This window comes from Micromonospora sp. NPDC051227, from assembly GCF_044455385.1.
Lineage (GTDB): Bacteria > Actinomycetota > Actinomycetes > Mycobacteriales > Micromonosporaceae > Micromonospora.
Genome location: NZ_JBITET010000024.1, coordinates 1 through 21,056, shown reverse-complemented (window position 1 = coordinate 21,056; position 21,056 = coordinate 1). Strand labels below are relative to the sequence as shown.

The window sequence follows — 21,056 nt, the reverse complement described above, 5'->3', positions numbered from 1 at the left end:
GACGTCCGGTTGGTCCGTTTCCGGTCGCCAGCGCGTGTCGGCTGCGCGAACGACTGACTGCCGGCAGGATGACGGCATGGCCGAGCCGCACGACCTGACCGCGTTGGAGCAGGCCGCCGCGATGACCCGCGGCGAGCTGTCCAGCGTCGACCTGGTCGAGCACTCCCTGCGCCGGGTGGCGGCGCTCGGCGACACAGTGGGCGCGTTCGTCACCGTGACGCCGGATCTCGCCCGGCAGGCCGCACGCGCCGCAGACGCGGTGCCGACCGAGGCGCGCGGCCCGCTGCACGGCGTGCCAACCGCGATCAAGGACCTGACGCTCACCGCCGGAGTGCGCACCACCTTCGGTTCGGCCGCCTTCATCGACTTCGTTCCGCCGGTCGACGCCGACGTGGTCCGCTTCATCAAGGCCGCCGGTCTGGTCAGCCTGGGCAAGACGACCACCTCCGAGCTGGGCTGCTCGCTCTACTCCGAGGGCCGGGTCGCGCCGCCGGCCCGCAACCCGTGGCAGCTGGCGTACACCGCGGGTGGGTCCAGCGGCGGCGCGGCGGCAGCGGTCGCGGCCGGGCTGGTCCCGGTCGCCCAGGGGTCCGACGGCGGTGGGTCGCTGCGCATCCCGGCGTCGCTCTGCGGCCTGGTCGGCTACAAGCCCAGTCGGGGCCTCGTCTCCGGTGGGCCGATCGGCTCCGGCGCGTTCGGCCTGCCCACCAGCGGTCCGCTCGGGCGGACGGTCACCGACGTCGCCGCGCTGCTCGACGTCATGGCCGTCCCGGTCGCTGGCGAACCCTACCTGCCGCCGCCCGCCCCGTCCGGCGGCTACCTGGCCGTCGCGCGCCGGGCCGAGCCCGGCCCGCTGCGGATCGGCCGGTTCACCACGCCGATGCTCGCCGACGAACCGGTGCATCCCGACTGCGTGGCCGCCGTGGACCGGGCCGCCGCGCTGCTCACGGCGGCCGGCCACGAGGTGGTCGAGGTGCCGCCGCCGCTCGGGCCGGCGGCGTGGCCGCTGTTCGAGATCCTCTGGTACGTCCTGGCGCTCGCCCCGGTGCCGCCGCAGCGGGAGGCGGAGCTGCTGCCGTTGACCCGGCTGCTCCGGGCCCGGGGCGCCGAACTCTCCGCCGGCACCCTGTCCGCCACCCTGGGGGAGTTGCAGGCGCAGGTGCGCCTCGGTGCCCGCCGCACCGCCGGCTGCGACCTGCTCCTCTGTCCCACCCTGGCCACCCCGCAGGCGCCGGTCGGCTGGTTCACCGCCGACGCGGACCCGGCCGCCGACTTCGACCGGCAACGCCGGTTCTCGCCCTACTGCGCCATCTTCAACGTCACCGGCGATCCCTCCGTCTCCCTGCCGCTGGGTACCACGACCGGCGGCCTGCCCGTCGGGGTGCTGCTCACCGGTCGGTACGGCGACGACGCGCGGCTTATCGCTACCGCTGCGCAACTGGAGAACTCCAGTGACGGATGGGATCGGCACCCCGCAATCTGGCGGGCCGCCGACTCCGCTAACGTGAATGGCGACGGAGTCGGGCGGTCGGCAGTGTGATCGTCCATCCGACCCGGTTTTCAAGGTCGTCCTTCTTCCGCCTGGGGGCGTTGGGATTGTCTGTTACCGAGACGTTGCTGGTCTTCGTCGGCATCCCGTTGGCCGCGGTGCTGGTCATCGCCGGCCTGTCGTACGTCGGGAGCAGTGGGGGTGGCACCGGCGGTGGCGGTGGCGCCAAGCGCTACCGCCCGGGCCGGCCCTTCGACTTCACTCCGGTCTGGTTCCTGGGCCGTCCGGAGCAGCTGGCCGACTCGGCCGGCACCGCGCTGACGGCGGGGGCGCAGGCGCCCGCGCTGACCAGCCACAAGCTTGAGCAGGCCAGCGTCGATGCGCCGGCCGGTGGAACCGGAGGCGCAAGTGACCGTTGGTGAGAAGCAGACCGGGTCGGAAAATCCGCCCGAGGTGCTCGACGGGCCGTTCTCGACCCGCCAGCTGCTGCGCATCGACGAGGCCCTGCGCCTGGCCGACAAGGGCACCGGCCTGGTCTTCTCGGTCTTCGTCGGTGGTCTCGACGAGCCGATCCGCGAGCACGCCCAGCGGCTGCACCGTCAGCTTGCCGAGCCCGACAAGTCGGTGCTGATCGCCGTGTCGCCCAACCAGCGTCAGCTGGAGATCATCACCGGGCGGTACGCCCGTAAGCGCATCCCCGACACGTACGCCAAGCTGGCCGCGCTCTCCATGGTCGGCGCGTTCAGCGGCGGTGACCTGGCCGGCGGCATCATCAACGGCCTCGACCAGCTCGCCAGCCACGCCGGCAAGGGCTGATCTGCACAAACGGCGTGCGGGCAGGCACGATGATCGTGCTCGATCCAGGAAACAGGGGTCTCGGCTGCGGCTGAGGCCCCTGTTTCCATGTTCGAGCACGATCTTCCCAACTGACAGGCCGGGGCCGGCGCGGGCTCACACCCACGCCGGCCCCGGGGCCGGGACAACCGCTGCTCAGGCGCTCTGGGCGTCCTTCGCGCGGGCCTTCAGCGCCCGCACCACACCGTCGCGGCCCTCGGCCACCAGTCGACGCAGCGGGGCGGGGTGCCCGTCACCGGCAAGCCACGCGTCGGTGGCCGCGACCGTGTCGTCCTCCACCAGGTAGGTCGGGTACGCCAGCTGGGCGAACTCCTGCGCCGGCTCGCTGTCCCGGGTGGCCCACACCTGCCCGACCGCCGCGAAGTACCGCTCCCGGTACGGGGCGACCAGCTCCACCTGCGCCGGGTGGGCGAAGCCCTGCAACAGCGCCCGGTGCCGCCAGTTGGGCAGCGCGTCCGGGCCGGTGAGCAGGGCCCACACGGCGGCCTTGTTCTCGGCCGTCGGCATCAACGCGTGCGCGTACGCGGCTTCCCGCTCGCCGCTGGCCGTGCGGTCGCTGCTCAGCTCCGCCTCGATCTCGGCGGTGCCGGCGGCACCGTTGGCCACCAGCGCGGCGAGGACCGACCAGCGCAGCTCGGTGTCGACGGTCAGCCCGGCCGGCATGCCGGTGCCGTCCAGCCAACCGCGCAGCGTGGCCAGGTCTTCCTCGGAGCGGACCGCCGAGGTGAACGCACGGGCCCAGGCCAACTGGAACCCGCTGCCGGGCTCGGCGGCGGCGAGTGCGTCGCGGGCGGTACGGGCCAGGTCGGCCCAGCCGGTCGGCGCCCAGGCCGGGTCGGCGTACAGGGTGAGCGCGGTGGTCGCCTGCCGCAGGGTGGCGGTGACCAGGTTGATGTCGGTCTCCGCGGGCAGCCCGCTCAGCGTCAGCGCCACGTAGTCGCGGGCGGACAGCTCGGCGTCGCGGATCATGTCCCATGCGGCGGTCCAGCAGAGAGCGCGGGCCAGCGACGAGTCGAAGCCACCGATGTGCTGCACCACTGTCGCCATCGAGCGCTCGTCGAGGCGCAGCTTGGTGTAGCTGAGGTCGTCGTCGTTGAGCAGCAACACGTCGGCCGCCCGGACCCCACGCAGCGGGGCGAGATCCGTGTGGTCGCCGGTCACGTCCACCTCGTACCGCTCCCGACGGACCAGCCGTCCGTTGGTCAGGTCGTACAGGCCCACGCCGATCCGGTGGGTCCGCAGCGTCGGGTACGCCGCCGGGGCCTCCTGCCGCACCAGCACCTGCTCGTACGTGCCGTCGGCCCCGATGGTCACCTCCGGCCGCAGCGTGTTGACCTGCGCGGTCTCCAACCACTGCGCGGCGAACTTGCGCAGCTCCCGCCCGGAAGCGGCCTCCAGCTCGGTGAGCAGGTCGTCGAAGGTGGCGTTGCCCCAGGCGTGCTTGCCGAAGTAGGCCCGCAGCCCGGCCACGAACGGCTCCTCACCCACGTACGCGACGAGCTGCTTGAGCACGCTCGCGCCCTTGGCGTAGGTGATGCCGTCGAAGTTGACCTCCACGGCCTCCATGTCCGGCATCTCGGTGTAGACCGGGTGGGTGGAGGAGAGCTGGTCCTGCCGGTAGCCCCAGTTCTTCCGGATGGACAGGAAGGTCGTCCACGCCTCGGTGAACCGGGTCGCGTTGGTGTTGCACCAATGGCTGGCCCACTCGGCGAACGACTCGTTCAGCCACAGGTCGTTCCACCAGCGCATGGTGACCAGGTCACCGAACCACATGTGGGCCAGTTCGTGCAGGATCGTGTTGGCCCGCTGCTCGTACTCGAAGTCGGTGACCTGCGAGCGGAACAGGTAGTGCGACTCGGCGTGCGTCACGCAGCCGAAGTTCTCCATCGCGCCGGCGTTGAAGTCGGGCACCCAGAGCTGGTCGTACTTTGGCAGCGGGTAGCGGACGCCGAACTTCTCGTGGAAGAAGTCGAAGCCCTGCTTGGTGATCAGGAACAGGTCGTCGGAGTCCAGGTACTGTGCCATCGACGCCCGGCAGAACACCCCCAGGTCGATGCCGTCGTGCGTGTCGCGCACCTCGTGGTACGGCCCGGCGCACATCGCCGTGATGTAGGTGCTCATCCGGGGCGACTCGGTGAAGTGCAGCGTCTTGAGCGCCTCACCCGCCGACTCCTCCCGCTGCACCGGCATGTTGGAGACCGCCCGCCAGTGCGCCGGCACGGTGACGTGCCAGGTGTAGACGCTCTTCAGGTCGGGCTGGTCGAAGCAGGCGAACACCCGCTGCGCGTCGGCCGTCTCGAACTGGCTGTAGAGGTACGTCTCGCCGTCCACCGGGTCGACCGTCCGGTGCAGACCCTGGCCGCTGTTGGAGTAACCGAAGTCGGCATCGACCACCAGGACGTTGTCGCTGTCCAACCCGGACAGGGTCAGGCCCTTCTCGGCGGACCAGTCGGAGAGGCCGACGGGCGTGCCGTTCAGCGTCGCGGACCGCACCGACTCGGCGGCCAGCTCAATGAAGGTGCTCGCGCCCGGTTCGGAGCAGCGGAACCGGACCTCGGTCGTCGACCTGAACGTGCGGCCGTCGGCCGCCAGCACGGCGCTGGACAGGTCCAGACTGATGTCATACCCCGTCACGTTGAGCAGGCGTGCCCGCTCGGTCGCCTCGACCTGCGTCAGGTTGCGCACTCCCGGCACTGTTCGTCTCCATCCCACATGTCGCCGTACGCCCGGCGGCGCCCGTTCGCCTACCGCTCGTGACGGCTGGCCCGATTCGAGTCTTCCATGTACGGGCAGCCCGCGGTGGCCGAGGTCACGCTCTCATTCGGGTGCCGGTCGATGCGCTGCGGGGTGAGGATTCTCCTGAGACGCCGACCGCTGCCGGCGCCACCCGTCGCGAAAGGATCTCACCGTGACCGAGCGTGTCACCGCCGACATGTGGTTCGACCCGGCCTGCCCGTGGGCCTGGATCACCTCCCGCTGGCTGCTCGAGGTCGAGCAGATGAGGGACGTGGACATCCGCTTCCACGTGATGAGCCTGTCCGTGCTCAACGACGGCCGGGACGAGCTGACCGAGGAGTACAAGGAGTTCCTGAAGACCGCCTGGGGCCCGGTGCGGGTCTGCATCGCCGCCGAGCAACTGCACGGCAATGACGTGCTGCGCCCGCTCTACACCGCGCTCGGCACCCGGATCCACCTGCAGAAGCAGGAGCGGGGTCCGGAGCTGTACGTGGCCGCGCTCACCGAGGCCGGCCTCGACCCGGCACTGGCCGCGGCCGCCGACAGCACCGACTACGACGAGGCGCTGCGGGCCAGCCACGAGGCGGGCATGCGCCCGGTCGGGCAGGACGTGGGCACGCCGGTCGTGCACGCGCCCGGCCCGGACGGCACCCCGGTCGCGTTCTTCGGCCCGGTGATCACTCCGGCTCCGAAGGGGGAGGCGGCCGGCCGGCTCTGGGACGGCGTGCTGCTGGTCGCCGGCACCCCGGGCTTCTACGAGCTCAAGCGCACCCGCGAGCAGGACCCGATCTTCGACTGAGCGGCGACCGGCGCGCCCCCGTCCGTGCTTCGTCAGTCGCGCGGACGGGGGCGTTTCTCGTCGGGTGCCGAGGTCGGCGGAGGGTCGTGGCGTCACCGGGAGGCGGGCGGCGTCGTTTCCCTCGGTGTCCGCCGCAGCGACCCTCAGGGCCGCACGCCGCAGTTCGTGGAGGCAAATCCCGATGGCCAAGCACCGTGCGTCCGGTGACGATCAGTTGACCCGGCAGGGGGTGATCGAGACTGCCGGCAGGGACTACTGGTCCGTCGACGACTCCCGCTGGCCGACGGTCCGCCCGGACCTGCCCGCCCATCTGGTGGATCTGCTCGCGCCGCCCATCGTGGTGGGCGTGGCCCGGGTCCCGGTGACGTCCCGGCTCACCCCGCCCAGGGCGGTCGACTCTCTGCCGTCGCCCGTCGACGCGGTGCCGACCGACGCGCCGGCGCTGGTGCCGTCGGGGGCGGCGCCGGCCGAACCAGCGCCCCCGCCGCCGGCGCCGGCTCCTGCTCGCCCGGTGCCGACGCCGCCGCTGAGCCCGCGGCCCGTTCCGACGCCTCCTCCCGACCGTCCGGTGCCGGGGCCGCCCGCGTCGCCCCGCCGCGCCCTGAACACCGGGCCGATCGGGACCGGTCGGCGTGGCAACGGTGGGCCGGTGAGCGCGGGTAGGCACCGCCGGGGCACCTCCGACCGCGCCGGCTGACCACCGGGACCCCATTGGGCGCTTTCATCTGGTGGACGCCCCGCGGGTCCCCGTCGGCGGCGACACCGTCGCCGGTAGCGTCAGTGGGCATGACGGTCGTGCATCCGATCACCCGGGCCTGGGTCACCACTGGCGGCACCGGCGCGCAAAACTACGACGAGTTCGCCGACGACGCGGAAATCACCGCGATCATCGAGTCGAACCCGCACAGCGCTCTCGGCATCGAGATGCCGCACCGCGCCCCGCAGAGCCTGGGCAAGTCGTTCCTCGACGCGCTGCCGGACGCGGTGGCCCGCCTCGTCGAGGCCAAAGCCGACGGCAGCTACACCCCCGCCGAGCAGGTGGTGGTGCTCTACCGGATCAGCGCACCCGGTGAGGAGTCGGCGTACGGGCTGTTCGCGATGGTGGACACCGACCAGATCTCCACCCGGGCGGACGAGCCCGGCCTGGTCATCCGCAACGAGGACGTCTTCATCGCAAAGGTGCGCGAGCGGGTGGCGCTGGCCGACGCGCTGGGCCACCTGCTCTCACCCGTACTCCTGCTCCAGACCGGGCGTGGCGACGAGCTGCACGCCGCGCTCGCGGCGGCGACCGACACGGCCGGCGCGCCCGCCGCGACGGACACCGACCAGGCGGGGCGCACGCACGCCATCTGGCTGCTCGGCCCCGGCCCGGAGCAGACCACACTGACCGCTCTCGCCGGTGGCGGGGACCTGGTCGTCGCGGACGGCAACCACCGCAGCCTGGCCGCCCAGACCGGCGGGCTGCCGCGCTTCCTGGCCGTGGTCACCACCCCCGCGTCGGTGGCCATCCAGCCGTACAACCGACTGGTCAGCGAGCTGACCACCACCCCGGCCGAGCTGCTCGACCGGCTGCGGGCCGCGGGCGCCGAGGTCGAGCCGATCGACGGCCCGGTCGAGGTCCCGGCGGCCGGCGGCACCGTGCACCTCCGCCTCGACGGCCAGGGGTACGCGGTGCGCCTGCCCGCCACCGCCTCCGCCCGCCTGGAAAACCTGGACCACGCCCTGGTCGAGCGGCTGGTGCTGCGCGACGCGCTCGGTCTGGACCCGGGTGACAAGCGGATCACCTATGTCGGCGGTGACTACCCGGCGAGCTGGCTCACCGGTGAGGTCGACGCCGGTCGGGCCGAGTTGGCCATCCTGATCGCGCCGGTGACCGTGGCGGATTTCGTCGCGGTCAACCTGGCCAGGGAGAAGATGCCCCGCAAGAGCACCTGGTTCACCCCGAAGGCGCGCGGCGGTCTGGTCGTCGCCGAGCTGCCGCGTTGAGTGCCATCCTCACGACCGTGTGACGAACCCGGCTCGGGGACGCCGCCCCTGTGACGTCCCCGAGCGCGGCCTGACAGACTGCCCGGTATGCGCGTCTACCTTGGGTCCGACCACGCCGGTTTCGAGTTGAAGGTGCACCTGGCCAACCACCTGGCCATGCAGGGCTACGACGTGGTCGACGTCGGCCCGCACAGCTACGACCCGGACGACGACTACCCCACCTTCTGCCTGCACACAGGCGACCAGGTGGTGGCCGACGAGACGGGCCTCGGAGTGGTCATCGGTGGCTCCGGCAACGGTGAGCAGATCGCCGCGAACAAGGTCGCCGGCGTCCGCGCCGCGCTGGCCTGGAGCGTCGAGACCGCTCAGCTGGCCCGCCAGCACAACGACGCGAACGTCGTCGCCATCGGTGCCCGCCAGCACACGCTGGACGAGGCGACCGGCATCGTCGAGGCGTTCCTGAACACGCCGTTCTCCGGCAACGAGCGGCACGCTCGTCGGATCGCCCAGGTGGCCGAGTACGAGCGGACCCGGAAGCTGCCCGACCTGCCCTGACTGTGCGGCGTTCAGCGCGGCGAGCGGGGCAGTTCCTCGCGGGGCACCCAGTTTCGCCGGACGACCACCACCCGGGCTTCCGCCTCGGCCAGGTCGTCGTCGGTGGGGCGGGCCGCGTCCCGGGCCCGTAGCGCCGCGCTCAGCCCCACCTGGGACGAGCCGGAACCGACCAACCCGCGCAGCCCCCGCTCGCCGTCGCGCTCGTCGCTGCCCGTGCTTCTGCGTCGCGGCGGGGGCTCGTCACCGTCGTGCACGCCCGGCGTGCTGACCGTCGGGCCGTCCGCACCCGGTCTGGCCGTCTCGGTGTCGGCGTGGTGGCGCAGCCGTCGCCGTCGTCGGTCGGGGTCACCCATCAGCCGACCGTACCCTGGTCGGGTTCGATCCGGGACCGTCGCGGGGCCGCGGGTCCCGGACGGGGGTCGGCGACCGATTTGCCGGCTGGCTACCCTCGAATCAAGGCGGTGCTGTTGCCGTCGGTCAGGGGGAGGACGAGATGGCAGACCAGACGCAGCCGTGGGCGGAGCGGACCGTGGAGGTGCCACCGCAGGCCGGCGTCGGGGTGCCGCCGCAGCGTGACGGGTTCCGCCGGGGGGTCGCTCCGGTGGGCGAGCCGCGCACCCCGCGGACGGAGCCGTTCCCGGTGGTCGAGCAGGAGCCGACCGGCACCGGTTGGCCCGGCGAACCGGTGCCCCGCCGCTCACTGAGCTCGCGGATGGCGCAGCTGCGGCGCGGCGGTGAGTGGAGCGCGGCGGCAGGCCTCTTCGCGTTCGTGTGTTGGGGGATCTGGGCGCTGGCCGGTCAGGGTGACCTGAGCGGCCCGCTGCTGGTGCTGGTGCTCAGCCTGCTGGTGGCGGTCGGCCTGTTCGCCCTGTTCCGACTGGTCGGCCGGGTGGTGCTGGAGCGGCAGCTGGGCCGGGTCCGGCGCAGCGCCCGAGGTGCCCACCTGGCGACGGCGGTGTTCCTCGTCGGCCTCGGCGTGGCGTGGCTCCAGCAGACCGAGTGGGTTGTCTCGGTCTGGAACTGGATCTCCTCGAACTGACCGGGCGTGCACGGGCGGGCCGGTCCGAGACCGCCCACCCGTGCACCCGGTCGTCTCCCCACCAGGCAAGGTCGCCGCTTACCCGGCCGGCCGCGGTTCATCCGTGGCCGGCCGCTCCGACCGGTACCTCCTTCGTGGGCTTGCGTGATCCCGTTGGTGCGGCGGTCAGTGGGTGCCGCCGTGCCCCTCGGCGTCGGCTCGGGGCGACGCGACCCGGGCGGCCGGATCCTCGACGCCGGGCTCGCCGCCGTCCGGGGCGACCGCCCCGTCGTAGTTGTAGAGCGGTCGACCATCGTCGTGCTGCTTGGTGGTCTTGATGTAGCGGTGCATCAGGCCGTCGATCTCCACCTCGACGAGTGCCTCGTTGCCGGTCTCGTGGGTGCTGCCGTCACGGGGGCCGCCCGCCAGGTGGGCCGTGGTGTTTGTGTCCATGAACGGGCCCTACCCACCAGGCACCCGGCGGAAACGGGTGAAACCCGGCCAGCGATGCCGCGCCCCGACGAGTGGACGCGGCATCGCTGAGGGATCAGCCGGCGGATTCGGCGGCGGCGTAGTCGCGGGCCACCCGGACCATCTCCACCAGCCCGCCGGCGTACTCCTGGGATTCGCCGTGCGCCTCGTCGAACGGCGGCTGGAAGCCGACGCCCTCCCACTGGTTGGTCGCCGGGTTCCACCGGTCGTTGCCGACCTCGAAGTCCCAGGCGAAGATACCCAGCTCGTAGTAGAGCTGGTCGGCCGAGTTGCCGGCGGCCGAGTAGAGCACGTCGGCGACCGGTCCGGTCTGCGACGGCCAGGTGACGGTGCCGCGCTCCTGGGCGATGGCGCCGACGATCCGCCGGGCGCTGTTGAGGAACAGCGTCGACTCGTCGATCGACGGTCGCGGCAGGGTGACCCTGCCGTCGGCCCGGTACGCCCCCGGCGGCCACATGAAGTACCCGCCGTAGGAGTGCACGTTCATCGCGAATTTGATGTTCGGGTGGTCCTGAGCGAGCGCGATCACGTTGCCGCTCTCCGCCTCGGACAGCTCGGCGGTGCCCGCGTAGTTACCGGACAGGCAGTTGGCGCTGGCGCCCACGTAGCCGTCGAAGTACGACCCGACGGTGTAGTTGCGGTTGATGTCGACGCCCCACGAGGTGCGGTTCTTCGGGTCGCGGGCCGCGCCGGTGCAGTGGTTGACGAGGTTCTTGCGTTGGAAGTTGAAGTCGTTGAACGAGTAGTTCGCGCCGTCCGGGTTGACCATCGGGATGACGAAGATGTCGACCTGCTCCAGCAGCTCGCGGGTGGCCGGGTCGGTCCGGGCGTTGGCCAGCATCCGCTCGGCGAACTCCAGCGTCACCAGCGGGGTGGCCCACTCCCGGGCGTGTTCCTGGGAGTACGCGAGCACCCCGACCCGGGAGCCGTCGCGGTGTACGCCGAGGCGCAGCGCCTGCACCGTCCACGGCCGCGCCGGCACCTCGGTGCCCTGGAGGCCGTCGTCGAGTCGGGTGGGGCCGGCGACGGGCATCGGCAGCCCGGCCGAGCCGTCCTCGACTGTGGCCCGGAACCGGTCCGGCTGACGGGCGTTGATCGCCGCCGCGACCTCGTCGGTGGTGCTCACCGTCTTGCCCGCGGTGTCGGTGGCCAGAGACACGGTGAGGACGCGGTCGCGGTAGCCGACGGTCAGTGGCCGGTTCGCCCGACCCGGGTCGACCGTTCGCACCTGTACGCCGTTCATGTTCTGGTCGCCGAAGCGGACCGACTCGACCACCAGGGCGGCCACCGCGGGGTCGCCCAGGTAGCCGACGGCGTTGCGTCGGTATCCCTGGGTCTTGTTCGGCAGGTCGATCACGTCCACCAGGTCCCGGTACTGGCGGGCCAGCCGCTTGATCCGCGCCTGGATGTCGATCGGCGTGAGGTACGCGTCGATGAAGTCCTTCTGGTAGCCGGCCGGCAGCGGGGGCGGGGAGGCGTTCGGCCAGAGCGCCGGCGTGACCACCCGGCTGACCCCGCCGAGGCTGGAGGTGGCGGTCAACTGAACCGGCCGGTTCGGCACCGGCTGGGGAAGGTTGTAGTGGTACTGGTACTCGCCCGAGTCCTCGAACCGGTACAGCGGGAACGAGCCGGTGGCGCCGTCCGCCGTGCGCCAACTGACGGTGATCTCCACGTCCGGGTCGTCGGTGGCGGTGGTCGCCACCTGGGCCTGCAGGAAGGTCTGTCCGGTCGTGGTCCACCAGTACGCCTGCTGCACCTGGAGGGTGTCCACGGCAGTGGCGGCGGCGGTGGACCGCTGGCCTGCGGCCGGCGCGCGCAGCCCGGCGGCGGTGCGGGCCTGAGCCGCGCGGACGCTGTCGGCGTAGTGCCGGTTGCCGTCCCCGGCGCGCTGCACGATCTGCACGGCCGTCGCGCCCTGCGCGGTCAGTTCGCCGAGCTGCGTGCCGCTGAGCACCAGGTCGGCGAGGATCCGGCCGTCCCGCGCCCGGGGCCGGTTGGCCAGGTCCGCGCCGGTGGCGACGAGCCGGTCCAGTTGGGCCTGATCGCGGAGCTGGACTCGGACCAGTGCGGTTTCGGTGGCACTCAGAGAGATCGGGGCGGCCGGGTCGGCGGGTGCGGCCGCTCCGGAAGCCGGATGGGACAACACTGCGCTGAACAGGATCACTGTGGTGGCGGCAGCTGTCCACCGTCGTCGGACGATCATGTGCCCTCCTGTGACGGACGTCGATGTGCTTGGTCCTTACACCAGTGCACAGATCGACAACTGTCAAGGCGTCCTTCGCGGCTTCCCGGCGTTGATCCCGTGACATGTCCGCGAGATCCGGAGCAACCCCCGGAGCCAGACCCCGCGTGACTAACTCGAAACGGGGATCGGAGGCCTGAATGAGCGATCGCGACAAGGCGTTCGCCGAGTACTTCGCGGCACGGTCCGGTGCCATGCGCGGCACCGCGTACCTGCTGTGCGGCGACTGGCACCGTGCCGAAGACCTGGTCCAGACCGCGTTCGTCAAGCTCTACCGGGTCTGGAACCGGATCTCCCGGCATGAGGTGCTCGACAGCTACGTGCGCCAGATCCTGATCCGGACCTTCCTCGACGAGCGCCGTCGCGGCTGGTGGCGGCGTGAACGAGTGGGTGGCGAGGACGCCGAGCAGGTGGCCCCGCCCGACTCGCCGGAGAGCCGACTGGTGCTGCTGCAGGCGCTGGCCCGGGTGGCACCGCGTCAGCGGGCCGTGCTGGTTCTGCGGTACTGGGAGGACCTGTCGATCGAGGACGTCGCGGCGCTGCTGGAGTGTTCTCCAGGGACGGTGAAGAGTCAGGCGGCACGCGGGCTCAACACGTTGCGCGGCCTCCTGAGCCCCACCTACAGCGGGATCGAGATGGGGGAGCGATGAACGAGGAAGAGTTGCGCGAGGGGCTGCGCAGCGAGATGGCGGGCACAACCCCGCCACCACCATTGAGTACGACAGCCGCGCTCGGCGCGGCACGGCGGACGCACTTCCGTCGACGCGCGCTGTGGGCGTCCCTCGGATCGGCGGCTGTGGTGCTGGCGGTCACCGGCTTCGCGGCGGTCGCCACTCCGGACGGCCACGTCTACCAACCGGCGGGCCAGGGGCCACTGGCTTCTTCGGACACCAAGGAGCCGTGGCCGACCGGGCCGGACGGGCGACCGCAGGAGGACCGGACCGCGCGGGCCGGGTCCAGGTACGAGCAGGGAGCCCACCTGCTCACCGAGGCTGTCTCGGTCATACCTTCCGGCTACACCACGCCGGAGGACCCGTCGAGCCGGTCCGCCGAGGAGCGGACGCTGCGGACCCACCAGGCGCAGTTCGAGGCCAAGGTGGACGGCGTCGACGTGTGGAGCTACTTGTCCTCGGTGGCCGTGGCGCAGGGCACGGGCACCGGTCGCGTGATCGTCGAGGTGCACGGCGCCGGCAACCAACTGCCGACCGAGCCGTGCGACCTGGCCCAGAAATTCTGGGGCATGCGGGGCGAGTGCCAGGTCGAGACCGTCGGAGCCGTCCGGGTCGGCGTGGTGGTCCGACCGGGCAGCGACGACCGGCTCGACCAGTGGTCGGCGTACCGGCACCCGGACGGCGTGGTGGTCTTCGTGGCACAGGGCGTGCGGCTGGACGAGAGCCGGCCGGCGTTGACGAAGCTGCCGTTCTCCGTGCCGCAGTTGGCGGCCCTCGCTGTCGACGAACGGTTCCACCTGAAGTGACACGGCGACTCGGCCTCGCCGAGTGGGTCCAGGTGCCGCCGCCGGCGGCCCACCTGGGCCTTGCCGTGTGTCAAAACCGCCGTGACCCGTACGGGCTGCGGCGCGTCTCTCTCAACGGCGCGCAGTGAGGGGCACGAGGACGAGGAGGGCAATTCCGAGGGTGGTGGCGCCGACCGCCCACCACCAGAAGAACCCGGCGAACACCGAGGCGACCAGGAGCCCCACGCCGAGGCCAGCCAGCAGGCCGAGTGCGAACAGGGCCCGCGGGGGGAGGGCGAGGTGCGGCAGGCGTCGTACCACCAGCACCTCCAGCCAGGTGCCGCCCACTGCCAGCAGCCCTGCGCCGATCCCGTCGACGGCGGACAGCCCGTGACCCTCGCTGATGGGCACGAGGACCCTGCCCTCGTCGCCTGCCGGGACGAAGAGGACGAGCACGCCGGCGACGATGAGCAGAGCGGCAGTGTGGACCTGCCTGCGCGGGGCGTCCTCACCATCGGGTGACATCGCTACAGTCTCGGCCGCCCGTCATCGTTTGCACAGGAGCCGTATCGGCGAACTCCGAACTTCTGGCGCCGCGGCTGGTCGGCTGTCAGCGGGGCAAGGGGCTGCTCCTCACCGACAATGCAGCCGGTCGCGGCCCGGGTAGCGGCACGCAAGATCCAGGATGGGGGAGACGGGAAGGCCCAGGTGCCGCGATCATGCGGTCCACCTGGGCCTTCGTGCGTGGAGCGGGCGACGAGAATCGAACTCGCGTAGTCAGTTTGGAAGACTGAAGCTCTACCATTGAGCTACGCCCGCGTGCATCCCGCCGAAGCAGGACGCGCCCCTAGCGTACCCAATGTCGACGCCCGACGCGTAACCGCGTCGCCGCCTCGCGGTGCCGCGTCGTCCGCGACCCGGCGGTACCGCGACCCAAGATCCGCACGACCTGCGGGATGTAGTGGCCTCGCCGTGCCAGGAGACCCCTGCATCCGTGAAGTGTGCGGATTTGAAGCCGCCCTGCGGATCTTGGCGGCACGCGGACGGAGCGGAATGGTAATTTTCGGGTGATGTGTCCGGGTGGGGGATGCCCCGGCACCGACTGAGGCGTGGCGACGGCATAGACTGCACGTCGCCACGGGGTGTGGCGCAGCTTGGTAGCGCACTCGCTTTGGGAGCGAGGGGCCGTGGGTTCAAATCCCGCCACCCCGACTGTCGTCCGCGGCCGGGCCGCCCCGGGTGCCGCCCAGTGCGGCCCCCGGGCGATGCCGGAGCGTCAGGCCGGCTCGCCTACACTCGATGGGCTGAATCACGCCCAGACTCAACTGAGATCCGTCAAGGAGTACGCCTGTGAAGAGCACCGTCGAGACTCTGAGCCCGACGCGCGTGCGGCTCGCCATCGAGGTGCCGTTCGTCGAGCTCGAGCCGAGCCTCAAGAAGGCGTACCGGGAGATCGGTTCGCAGGTCCAGGTTCCGGGCTTCCGCCGGGGCAAGGTGCCGACCGCGGTGATCGACCAGCGGGTGGGCCGGGGCACCGTCCTGAACGAGGCGGTCCAGGAGGCCATCCCGGAGAACATCCTCGCCGCGGTGCGTGAGCACGACCTGAAGACGCTGGGGCGTCCGGAGGTCGAGATCACCGAGTTCAACGACGGCGACTCGCTGAACTTCACGGCCGAGGTCGACGTCCGTCCGGAGATCACCATCCCGGACGCGAGCACCATCGAGGTGACCGTCGACGAGCTGCAGATCGACGAGAGCGAGATCGACGAGCAGGTGAAGAACCTGCGGGAGCGTTTCGCGACCCTCAAGACCGTCGAGCGGGCCGCCGCCGAGGGCGACTACGTCCAGATCGACCTGAACGCCACCGTCGACGGCGAGGACGTGCCGGGCGGCCAGGCGAGCAACATCTCCCACGAGGTGGGCAGCAAGCAGCTCCTGCCGGGCCTGGACGAGGCCGTGGTCGGCCTCGCCGCCGGCGACGACACCACCTTCACCACCCAGCTGGTCGGCGGCGACTTCGCCGGTCGGGACGCCGACGTGGCGGTGACCGTGCGCACGGTCAAGGAGAAGGAGCTGCCGGAGCTGAACGACGAGTTCGCCCAGATGGCGAGCGAGTTCGACACGATCGAGGAGCTGCGCGGCGACCTGCGGAACCGGGTCACCCAGGGCAAGCAGGTCGAGCAGATCTACGCCGCCCGGGACAAGGCCCTGGCCCAGCTCGTCGAGGCCGCCGACATCCCGGCTCCGGAGGGTGTCGTCCGCGAGGAGGTCGAGAGCCGCAAGCAGGCGATGGTCGACCAGTTGGAGCGGATCGGCGCCTCGATGGAGGAGTACCTCGCGGCCGAGGACAAGACCGAGGAGCAGATCGACGCCGAGCTGACCGAGGCGGCCACCGAGGGCGTCAAGGTGCAGCTCCTGCTGGACACGCTCGCCGACGCGGAGGACGTGCAGGTCTCCGACGACGAGTTCGGGCACGAGATCGTGCACCGGGCGCAGCGTGCCGGGATGGCCCCGCAGCAGTACTACGACCAGCTGGTGCGCTCCGGCGCGGCCGCCGCGGTCTTCGGCGACGTGCGGCGGGGCAAGGCGCTCGCGGCCGTCATGGAGAAGATCACGATCAAGGACTCGGCCGGCAACGGGATCACCCTCGACGCCCTGCGCGCCGCCAACGAGGCGGAGCACAACCACGACCACTGATCGTCGGGTGCGGCCGCCGTCCCCGCTCAGCGGCGGACGGCGGCCGTCTCCCTTTCCGGGGTACGCCCCGGGCAGCAAGCACTGCCGGGTACGCCCGGAAGCCCGCGCCGCGGGTACGCCCGACACAGCTGCGCTGAGAGCGAACACTGCCCCGACCGGGACTCTGCCGCCTCGCACAGCGGTTAGTGTCGGGAAAGACGGTACGGAGAGCGAAGGGCTGCCATGACCGACATGCACATCCCCAAGAAGTCGCTCCGGGCGATTGACGCGCGCGGTGGCGACTCCATTGGCAACCTCGACGACTCGGTCTACAACCGGTTGCTCAAGGAACGCATCATCTTCCTGGGCAGTGAGGTGACCGACCAGGTCGCCAACCGCATCTGCGCGCAGCTGCTGCTGCTCGCCGCGGAGGACCCGGACCGCGACATCAACCTGTGGATCAACTCGCCGGGTGGCTCGGTCTACTCCGGCATGGCGATCTACGACACCATGCAGTTCATCGACAACGACGTGTCGACCGTGGCGATGGGCATGGCTGCCTCGATGGGTCAGCTGCTGCTCTGCGCGGGCACCAAGGGCAAGCGGTACGCCCTGCCCCACGCACGGATCATGATGCACCAGCCGTCCGGTGGTCTGGGCGGCACGGCGTCCGACATCGCCATCCAGGCGGAGCAGATGCTCTACACGAAGCGGATGTTCCAGGAGCGGGTCGCGCACCACACCGGCCAGAGCCAGTCGCAGATCGAGGCCGACTCGGACCGGGACCGTTGGTTCACCGCCCAGGAGGCCATGGACTACGGCTTCATCGACAAGGTGATCATCGGGGCCGCACAGGTTCCGGATGGCGCCGGGACCCTGAGCTGAGGAGCTGACGATGACCGATCTGAGCCTGCCGCCCCAGTTCGCGGCCGTGCACAACCGCTACGTGCTGCCGTCGTTCGTCGAGCGCACGTCGTACGGGGTCAAGGAGTCGAACCCGTACAACAAGCTCTTCGAGGACCGGATCATCTTCCTCGGCGTCCAGGTGGACGACGCGTCGGCCAACGACGTGATGGCCCAGCTGCTGACGCTCGAGGGCACCGACCCGGACCGCGACATCATCATGTACATCAACTCGCCGGGTGGGTCGTTCACCGCCATGACGGCGATCTACGACACCATGCAGTATGTCCGCCCGGACATCTCGACGGTCTGCCTCGGGCAGGCGGCGAGTGCGGCGGCCGTGCTGCTCTCGGCGGGCACGCCGGGTAAGCGGATGGCCCTGCCGAACTCGCGGATCATCATCCACCAGCCGGCCACCGAGGGCGGCTACGGGCAGGGCTCGGACATCGAGATCCAGGCCCGGGAGATCCTGCGGATGCGTACGCAGCTGGAGGACATGCTGTCCCGCCACTGCAACCGCCCGATCGAGCAGGTTCGCAAGGACATCGACCGTGACAAGATCATGACGGCCGAGGAGTCCAAGGAGTACGGGCTGGTCGACACGATCCTGACCAGCCGCAAGAAGGGTCTGCTGGCGGCCAACGCCGCCCGCTGAGCTGTACCGGGTCAGAGGTTGGCCGGGGCTCCGTTCCCGGCCGACCTCTGACACACCCGTTTTGGGGGTCGGAGAATGCCCCGCCAGCGGGTAACGTCGGGTCCGTACCGCTTCGCCGGTTGGGCCGGCGGCGCGAACTAAGCCGGGCGGCGCGCAACGTCCGCAGGTCAGGGCCGGGTCTCCGGCCGATGAGTGCAGGGAGAACGTAGGTGGCACGGATCGGTGACGGCGGCGACCTACTGAAATGCTCCTTCTGCGGCAAGTCGCAGAAGCAGGTCAAGAAGCTCATCGCGGGCCCAGGGGTCTACATCTGCGACGAGTGCATCGATCTCTGCAACGAGATCATCGAAGAGGAGCTGGCCGAGTCCGGCGAGGTGAAGTGGGAAGAGCTTCCCAAGCCGATGGAGATCTGCCAGTTCCTCGACACCTACGTCGTGGGTCAGGATCAGGCCAAGAAGGCGCTCGCAGTAGCGGTCTACAACCACTACAAGCGGATCCAGGCCGAGGCGGCCGGCGCGCCGGGCTCCGGCAGTGACGCCGTCGAGCTGGCCAAGTCCAACATCCTGCTGCTCGGCCCGACGGGGTGCGGCAAGACCCACCTGGCGCAGACCCTCGCCCGGATGTTGAACGTCCCGTTCGCCATCGCCGACGCCACCGCGCTGACCGAGGCGGGCTACGTGGGCGAGGACGTCGAGAACATCCTCCTCAAGCTGATCCAGGCCGCCGACTACGACATCAAGCGCGCCGAGACCGGCATCATCTACATCGACGAGGTCGACAAGATCGCCCGCAAGTCGGAGAACCCGTCCATCACCCGGGACGTCTCCGGCGAGGGCGTGCAGCAGGCCCTGCTCAAGATGCTCGAGGGCACGGTGGCCAACGTGCCGCCGCAGGGTGGCCGTAAGCACCCACACCAGGAGTTCATCCAGATCGACACCACGAACGTGCTGTTCATCTGTGGTGGCGCGTTCGCCGGCCTCGATCAGATCATCGAGTCCCGCACCGGGCAGGGCGGCACCGGCTTCGGCGCCCGACTCCGGTCGGTCTCCGAGCGGTCGACCGACGACATCTTCAGCCAGGTCATGCCGGAAGACATGCTCAAGTTCGGGCTGATCCCCGAGTTCGTCGGCCGGCTGCCGGTGATCACCAACGTTCGCAGCCTGGACCGCAGCGCCCTCGTTCGGATCCTCACCGAGCCGCGCAACGCCCTGGTCCGGCAGTACCAGCGACTGTTCGAGCTGGACGGTGTCGAGCTCGAGTTCGACGAGCCGGCGCTGGAAGCCATCGCCGATCAGGCGATGCTGCGGGGCACCGGTGCCCGTGGTCTGCGGGCCATCATCGAGGAGGTTCTGCTCTCCGCGATGTACGAGGTGCCGAGCAACCCCGACGCCGCCCGCGTGCTGATCACCCGCGAGGTTGTCCTGGAGAACGTCAACCCGACGATCGTGCCGCGTGAGTTCACCGGGCGCCGGGCTCGGCGCGACCGCGAAGAGAAGTCCGCCTGATCCTTCCCGCGTCACGCCGGCCGTTCGATCCTGAGCGGCCGGCGTGATCGTGTTCGGCGCTGTTCGCCCGTGACCACCGGCCGTGCTGGCCGAACTGTGTCGCTGTCCGTCAGAGCCCTCCAGCCGTACCCTTTGCTCATGCGTGTCGCCGTCTGCCAGCTGAACGCCCGGGACGACCGTAAGGCCAATCTGGCGGCCGCGGAGGCCCTACTGGAGCGCGCCGCCGCCGGCGGCGCGGATCTCGCCGTCCTTCCGGAGTACGTCGACTATCTGGGTCCTGCCGGTGGGCTGCCCGAACCGGAGTCGGTCGACGGTGAGGTGGGCAGCTTCTTCGCCGGGGTCGCCCGGCGGCTTGGGATCTGGTTGGTGGCCGGCTCGTTCCACGAGGCCGGCCCGGACCCGGACCACACCTGGAACACCTCCCTGGTCTTCGACCGTTCCGGCAGTCTGGCCGCGAGCTATCGCAAGATCCACCTGTACGACGTGGAGATCCCCGGTCGGGTCTCCTACCGGGAGTCGGCGAGTGTCGCGCCCGGGGTCCAACCGGTGGTGGTCGACGTCGAGGGGCTGCGGGTCGGCCTGTCGATCTGCTACGACCTGCGCTTCCCGGAGCTGTACCGGCTGCTCGCCTCGGATGGCGGCGCGCAGCTGCTGGTGGTTCCGGCCGCGTTCATGATGCACACCGGCCGGGACCACTGGGAGGTCCTGCTGCGGGCCAGGGCTATCGAGAACCAGTGTTTCGTGGCGGCGGCCGGTCAGACCGGCGACCACGAGCCAGGTCGCACCTGCTTCGGCCGCAGCATGGTGGTCGACCCCTGGGGGACGGTCATCGGCCAGGTGCCGGACGGCCCCGGGGTCTCCGTCGTCGACCTGGACCTGGACCGGCTCGACACGATCCGCGCCGAGCTGCCCAGCCTGGCCAACCGCCGGCTCTGAACCTCAGCCCTCGAGCAGGACGCCGATCACCGCGAACCCGGCGATGGCCGCCGCGGTGACCAGCAGCGCCGTGGTCATCCGGGACCTGCCCCGTCGGGCCAGTCGTCCCACCGAGAGCACAAGTACGACCAGCACGACAGCGCCGATCACCACCTGCCAGAACGGCCCGATGAGGCCGAGCAGCGCCTCCTCGGCGAACACCCTGGCGCCGTGCCCGGACTCATCCATGACTGACACTCTGACACGTCGAGGTGGCCCGCGTCCTCGGCTGTGGCGGGGAGTGGAGGTGCTCGGTCCTCGGCAGTGCCGGGGGCGGTGGGGGCTCTTCGTTCGAACCAGTGATGAACCCTGATTTGCCTTCTCCGGGCCGTCCGCGTAACTTTCTCTCTGCACGGGGGAGGCCGGACAAACCGGCCGAGAACGGGCGCCAGGCCCGTGGCGGGAACGCCGAGCGGGACTGAGGATCGGGCGGTGCGGAACTACTCCGGTAACGGGGTTGCGAACGCGGAGCCGACCGGGTAGAGTTTCGGAGCCGGCAGGAGCCGGGCGGAGAGCCGCGAAGCGGCGATCGGCCGGTCTGCGGCTTCCCACGACAGAAACGAACGTCGGTAACGACGTGCGTCATCGTGGACTCGAGCAAGCAACACTATCCGCATTCTTCGGGTGAAGCACGACGAACCGCGAAATATCGGTTTGACACGGCGGAAACGAGCGGGTAACGTAGTAAAAGTGCCTGGCGCTGATAGCGCTGGT

21 protein-coding genes and 2 tRNA genes are annotated in these 21,056 nt (G+C 70.7%); 16 read left to right on the top strand and 7 right to left on the bottom strand.

Features of this window, described 5'->3' with window-relative positions:
• Positions 1 to 76: 76 nt before the first annotated feature.
• From ACIA47_RS32025 to ACIA47_RS32015, 3 genes are all read left to right on the top strand, one after another.
• Positions 77 to 1,540 (top strand): amidase, encoded by a 1,464-nt coding sequence (locus ACIA47_RS32025; RefSeq protein ID WP_396712140.1) that lies wholly within the window; start codon positions 77 to 79, stop codon positions 1,538 to 1,540.
• 74 nt (positions 1,541 to 1,614) lie between these two features.
• A complete protein-coding gene (locus ACIA47_RS32020) occupies positions 1,615 to 1,911 on the top strand; it encodes a hypothetical protein (RefSeq protein ID WP_203120608.1) in 297 nt (98 codons plus the stop codon).
• A complete protein-coding gene (locus tag ACIA47_RS32015) occupies positions 1,898 to 2,305 on the top strand; it encodes a DUF5130 family protein (protein ID WP_091405419.1) in 408 nt (135 codons plus the stop codon). Before ACIA47_RS32020 ends, ACIA47_RS32015 begins: the two co-directional genes overlap by 14 nt.
• A 174-nt stretch (positions 2,306 to 2,479) precedes the next feature.
• On the opposite strand, the gene pepN is transcribed toward ACIA47_RS32015, so the two are convergent.
• Positions 2,480 to 5,029 (bottom strand): aminopeptidase N, encoded by a 2,550-nt coding sequence (pepN, locus tag ACIA47_RS32010; protein WP_396712138.1) that lies wholly within the window; start codon positions 5,027 to 5,029, stop codon positions 2,480 to 2,482.
• Positions 5,030 to 5,252: 223 nt separating this feature from the next.
• Between pepN and ACIA47_RS32005 the strand changes: the two genes are divergently transcribed.
• The 4 genes from ACIA47_RS32005 (at position 5,253) to ACIA47_RS31990 (ending at position 8,420) form a co-directional block, all read left to right on the top strand.
• Positions 5,253 to 5,879 (top strand): disulfide bond formation protein DsbA, encoded by a 627-nt coding sequence (locus ACIA47_RS32005; RefSeq protein WP_396712137.1) that lies wholly within the window; start codon positions 5,253 to 5,255, stop codon positions 5,877 to 5,879.
• Positions 5,880 to 6,060: 181 nt separating this feature from the next.
• Positions 6,061 to 6,576 (top strand): hypothetical protein, encoded by a 516-nt coding sequence (locus tag ACIA47_RS32000; RefSeq protein ID WP_396712134.1) that lies wholly within the window; start codon positions 6,061 to 6,063, stop codon positions 6,574 to 6,576.
• 89 nt (positions 6,577 to 6,665) lie between these two features.
• Positions 6,666 to 7,865 (top strand): DUF1015 family protein, encoded by a 1,200-nt coding sequence (locus ACIA47_RS31995; protein WP_203120606.1) that lies wholly within the window; start codon positions 6,666 to 6,668, stop codon positions 7,863 to 7,865.
• 87 nt (positions 7,866 to 7,952) lie between these two features.
• Positions 7,953 to 8,420, top strand: a complete 468-nt coding sequence (locus tag ACIA47_RS31990; RefSeq protein ID WP_112584153.1) for a ribose-5-phosphate isomerase — start codon at positions 7,953 to 7,955, stop codon at positions 8,418 to 8,420.
• Positions 8,421 to 8,431: 11 nt separating this feature from the next.
• Here ACIA47_RS31990 and ACIA47_RS31985 read toward each other — a convergent pair whose 3' ends face one another.
• Positions 8,432 to 8,773 (bottom strand): hypothetical protein, encoded by a 342-nt coding sequence (locus tag ACIA47_RS31985; protein WP_203120605.1) that lies wholly within the window; start codon positions 8,771 to 8,773, stop codon positions 8,432 to 8,434.
• 140 nt (positions 8,774 to 8,913) lie between these two features.
• Here ACIA47_RS31985 and ACIA47_RS31980 point away from each other — a divergent pair, with 140 nt between their 5' ends.
• Positions 8,914 to 9,459, top strand: coding sequence for a hypothetical protein (locus ACIA47_RS31980; protein WP_203120604.1), 546 nt, complete (start codon positions 8,914 to 8,916; stop codon positions 9,457 to 9,459).
• Positions 9,460 to 9,624: 165 nt separating this feature from the next.
• Here ACIA47_RS31980 and ACIA47_RS31975 read toward each other — a convergent pair whose 3' ends face one another.
• Both ACIA47_RS31975 and ACIA47_RS31970 read right to left on the bottom strand, forming a co-directional pair.
• Complete coding sequence (locus tag ACIA47_RS31975) at positions 9,625 to 9,891, bottom strand: hypothetical protein (protein ID WP_203120603.1); 267 nt, start codon at positions 9,889 to 9,891, stop codon at positions 9,625 to 9,627.
• 94 nt (positions 9,892 to 9,985) lie between these two features.
• On the bottom strand, positions 9,986 to 12,133 hold the full coding sequence (locus ACIA47_RS31970) for a M14 family zinc carboxypeptidase (RefSeq protein ID WP_396712130.1): 2,148 nt from the start codon (positions 12,131 to 12,133) through the stop codon (positions 9,986 to 9,988).
• A 179-nt stretch (positions 12,134 to 12,312) separates the two neighbouring features.
• Here ACIA47_RS31970 and ACIA47_RS31965 point away from each other — a divergent pair, with 179 nt between their 5' ends.
• Together ACIA47_RS31965 and ACIA47_RS31960 are read left to right on the top strand one after the other, a co-directional pair.
• On the top strand, positions 12,313 to 12,822 hold the full coding sequence (locus tag ACIA47_RS31965) for a SigE family RNA polymerase sigma factor (protein ID WP_396712128.1): 510 nt from the start codon (positions 12,313 to 12,315) through the stop codon (positions 12,820 to 12,822).
• Positions 12,819 to 13,649 carry a hypothetical protein gene (locus ACIA47_RS31960; protein WP_396712126.1) on the top strand — a complete coding sequence of 277 codons (831 nt, stop codon included), beginning with the start codon at positions 12,819 to 12,821 and terminating at the stop codon, positions 13,647 to 13,649. Before ACIA47_RS31965 ends, ACIA47_RS31960 begins: the two co-directional genes overlap by 4 nt.
• A 111-nt stretch (positions 13,650 to 13,760) precedes the next feature.
• Here ACIA47_RS31960 and ACIA47_RS31955 read toward each other — a convergent pair whose 3' ends face one another.
• Positions 13,761 to 14,153 carry a hypothetical protein gene (locus ACIA47_RS31955; RefSeq protein WP_203120600.1) on the bottom strand — a complete coding sequence of 131 codons (393 nt, stop codon included), beginning with the start codon at positions 14,151 to 14,153 and terminating at the stop codon, positions 13,761 to 13,763.
• A gap of 220 nt (positions 14,154 to 14,373) precedes the next feature.
• Positions 14,374 to 14,447 (bottom strand) — tRNA-Gly (locus ACIA47_RS31950).
• A gap of 319 nt (positions 14,448 to 14,766) precedes the next feature.
• On the opposite strand from ACIA47_RS31950, the gene ACIA47_RS31945 reads away from it, so the two are divergent.
• The 6 genes from ACIA47_RS31945 to ACIA47_RS31920 all read left to right on the top strand — a co-directional run bounded on the left by ACIA47_RS31945 (position 14,767) and on the right by ACIA47_RS31920 (position 20,303).
• Positions 14,767 to 14,840 (top strand) — tRNA-Pro (locus tag ACIA47_RS31945).
• A 138-nt stretch (positions 14,841 to 14,978) separates the two neighbouring features.
• Complete coding sequence (tig, locus tag ACIA47_RS31940) at positions 14,979 to 16,325, top strand: trigger factor (RefSeq protein WP_203120587.1); 1,347 nt, start codon at positions 14,979 to 14,981, stop codon at positions 16,323 to 16,325.
• A gap of 222 nt (positions 16,326 to 16,547) precedes the next feature.
• Positions 16,548 to 17,189: an ATP-dependent Clp protease proteolytic subunit gene (locus ACIA47_RS31935; protein ID WP_007464111.1), complete on the top strand. Its 642-nt coding sequence runs from the start codon at positions 16,548 to 16,550 to the stop codon at positions 17,187 to 17,189.
• A 10-nt stretch (positions 17,190 to 17,199) separates the two neighbouring features.
• A complete protein-coding gene (locus ACIA47_RS31930; RefSeq protein WP_030333536.1) occupies positions 17,200 to 17,862 on the top strand; it encodes an ATP-dependent Clp protease proteolytic subunit in 663 nt (220 codons plus the stop codon).
• 209 nt (positions 17,863 to 18,071) lie between these two features.
• The gene (clpX, locus tag ACIA47_RS31925) at positions 18,072 to 19,367 is read left to right on the top strand and encodes an ATP-dependent Clp protease ATP-binding subunit ClpX (protein WP_030333537.1); all 1,296 of its coding nucleotides are present in this window, start codon (positions 18,072 to 18,074) and stop codon (positions 19,365 to 19,367) included.
• A gap of 138 nt (positions 19,368 to 19,505) precedes the next feature.
• Positions 19,506 to 20,303 carry a carbon-nitrogen hydrolase family protein gene (locus ACIA47_RS31920; protein WP_396712123.1) on the top strand — a complete coding sequence of 266 codons (798 nt, stop codon included), beginning with the start codon at positions 19,506 to 19,508 and terminating at the stop codon, positions 20,301 to 20,303.
• A gap of 3 nt (positions 20,304 to 20,306) precedes the next feature.
• On the opposite strand, the gene ACIA47_RS31915 is transcribed toward ACIA47_RS31920, so the two are convergent.
• Entirely contained in the window at positions 20,307 to 20,531 is a 225-nt protein-coding gene (locus ACIA47_RS31915; protein WP_112584164.1) for a hypothetical protein, read from the bottom strand.
• Between the last annotated feature and the right edge of the window lie 525 nt (positions 20,532 to 21,056).